A 2,507-nucleotide genomic window follows, 5' to 3' on the forward strand; every position below is an offset into this window, starting at 1 on the left:
TCGAGCGCGCGGTGCATTACGACGGGCTGTCGGAGGATCTGGCGCGGCGGCTGGAGGCGCGCGCCAAGGAGATCGCGATGGAGGCGCTGACCCAGGCCAACCGCGAGGCCCACGCCGCCTGCGCCACCGATCCCGGCGGCCTCCACCGCTGGAACTTCGGTCTCTACGTCTACGCCGAACAGGCCTTCCCACCGGCGTCGCCCACCCGGCCGGCGGAACCGTCGGCGGACGGACGCTGAGGGTTCGCAAGGTGCGTGCATTCCCGACTCGCCGGCTCGCTCTGCGCTTGCTCGCGGGTGCCAGCGCCCTGCTGCCCGGTGCAGCCCGATCCCAGGACGCCCTGCGCGACCAAGGGATCGGCGGCACGGGCATGAAGCGTACGGACGAGCCGCGCGAGGGTTTCCCGGGGGAAGGCGACCGCGGCATCGGCGGCACCGGCGTGATCGGCACGATCCGCGGCTTCGGCTCCATCCTGGTCAACGGCCTGCATATCGCCTACCCGGACGACGTCGGCGTCCTGGTGGACGGCGAGCCGGGCAAGATCTCTGATCTCAAGGTCGGGCACGTCGTGCGCGTGGTGGCCCGTCCCGAGAATGGCGGGTTCAGAACGCGACGGATCGACGTGACGAGCGAGGTGGTCGGGACCGTCGAGCGCGCGGAGCCTGGCCGGCTCACGGTGTTGGGGCAGCGCGTCAAGACGACGGGCGTGCCGGGGGACTGGCGGCCCGGTGCGCGCGTGGCGGTGAGCGGCCTGCGCCGTCCGGACGGGGTCATCATCGCAAGCCTGATCGAGCCTCGCCCAGGCGGCCCCGAGCGTGTCGCCGGCCCTGTGCGCCGAGGCGCCGACGGAACGTCGATGATCGGCAGTCTCCGGCTCGCGGGCGCCGAGATGCTGCCGGCAGGGCGGCGTGCCACGATCATCGGCAACACGGCGGACGGCGAGCTGCGGGTGACGAACGCTGCCGGCCTCGCGTTCCCGCCGGGCCTGCGTCGTGCGTCGATCGAGGCGTATGTGGGACGGGCCGGCGCCGGGCTCGATCTCGGCTCGGGCCTTGCGGTGTCCGGGAGGGCGGGGGCGTCGGTGCCGCGGCGGGGAAGCGTGCGAGTTGTCCTCACCGCGGACGTGACGCGGGACGGCGCGCTCACCGTGGAGCGACTGCGGGTGGAGGATCGGATCGCACCGCGGGATCCGCGGGGCGGCCCGAGCGACGGGGCGCCCCGCTTCGATCGCGAGCGCGATCACCTGGATATGCGTGGTTTGCCCGGCGAGCCGCGCGGCAACTTCGGCGCGGCGTCTAGTGACAGGGCGAGGACGCCCGGAGGGATCGATACGCGTACCCCCGTGATCGATACGCGGCCGAGCCCCGGCGGCATTCCCGGCAATGGATCACTCCCCGGAGGCGGTGCACCGGCCGCCCCCGGGGGCGGCGGTGGGCCCGGCGGCGGTGGGCCCGGCGTCTCGCCCGGGGCCGGATTCGGCGGCCCGGGGGGCTTCGGACGGGGTCGTTGACCACGCCGTGGCGACGCCCCGAAGGTCCCGGCGGGCTCGATCTCAACGCACGCCCCCGACTCGCCGAAGGATGTCGCAGGATCGAACGCGTCGACGTTCGACGCGCGTCGACCATGAAGGCCGAACGACCGTCGGCGTTCGGGGAGCCCTTGATCCAATCGTGATCAGAAACTGTATCCAACGCGCAGCCGCATCAGATGTCGGTCGAACTCAGACAGGTCGAGTGGACCAGGCTCGCCGACAGCCCATCCCGCGATCTGGAAGCTCCAACTGAACGAAGCCCAGGCCCGCCGTGATAGGACTGGTAAACGCGTTCGGCGATAGTTGCTTTTCTCGGCATACATTGCGGCGTCCGCGGCCGACAGGGTCGACGTGACGGCGTCGCCGCATCGCCAGACGGAACCGCCAGCCGAAACGGACAGTCGGAAGGGCCTATCTGGTGGTCTCAGTTCGGCCGCCACAGCCCGACGTAGTTGTGCGAGACGGTGCGCGAGCCCCTCCGGTGTGGTCTCTTCGAGGAGCATGTAGAATTCGTCGCCCCCGACGCGCGCGACGTTTTCGCCGGGCAGGAGCAGGCTCGTCAGCCACGTACCCATGAAGCGGATCGCTTCGTCCCCGGCGCCGTGCCCGTAGGTGTCGTTGATCTCCTTGAGGTCGTTGATGTCGACCACGACGAGGGAGAAGGTGACGTGCGAGTGGGCCGCTTCTTCATAGGGATCGGCGACGATCGCCTCAAAGCCACGTCGGTTCGGAAGCCCCGTCAACCCATCCTTGAAGGCCGCTTTAGCGAGACGCTTCGTCGTGGTGATGTTCTGGCAGATCGTCAGGATGCGGACGACCTTTCCGGTTTCTTCATCTAGGTGTCGAAGCTATGAAGGTTGTTCACCCGGGGCGGGGGTGAGAGGCTGGGGTTGCGAAGCCAACCAACCCTGACCGAGCGCCCCGGATGAACACCCATCAGCATGCCCGCATGACGGTCCATGGTCGAGCTCTTCTG

At 69.8% G+C, this 2,507-nt stretch carries 2 protein-coding genes and 1 pseudogene; 2 read left to right on the forward strand and 1 reads right to left on the reverse strand.

Going from position 1 to position 2,507, the window contains the following annotated elements; translation table 11 throughout:
- Together MKK70_RS20375 and MKK70_RS20380 are read left to right on the forward strand one after the other, a co-directional pair.
- Window positions 1-239, forward strand: a pseudogene (locus MKK70_RS20375) (hypothetical protein); the annotation flags it as partial.
- Between the two features lie 131 nt (window positions 240-370).
- Complete coding sequence (locus tag MKK70_RS20380; RefSeq protein WP_279603738.1) at window positions 371-1,510, forward strand: DUF5666 domain-containing protein; 1,140 nt, start codon at window positions 371-373, stop codon at window positions 1,508-1,510.
- Window positions 1,511-1,674: 164 nt separating this feature from the next.
- Here the strand turns inward: MKK70_RS20380 and MKK70_RS20385 are convergent, their stop codons facing one another.
- Window positions 1,675-2,340 (reverse strand): GGDEF domain-containing protein, encoded by a 666-nt coding sequence (locus MKK70_RS20385; RefSeq protein ID WP_313899102.1) that lies wholly within the window; start codon window positions 2,338-2,340, stop codon window positions 1,675-1,677.
- Between the last annotated feature and the right edge of the window lie 167 nt (window positions 2,341-2,507).

Source organism: Methylobacterium sp. E-041 (genome assembly GCF_022829665.1).
In the GTDB taxonomy this organism is placed as follows: Bacteria; Pseudomonadota; Alphaproteobacteria; order Rhizobiales; family Beijerinckiaceae; genus Methylobacterium.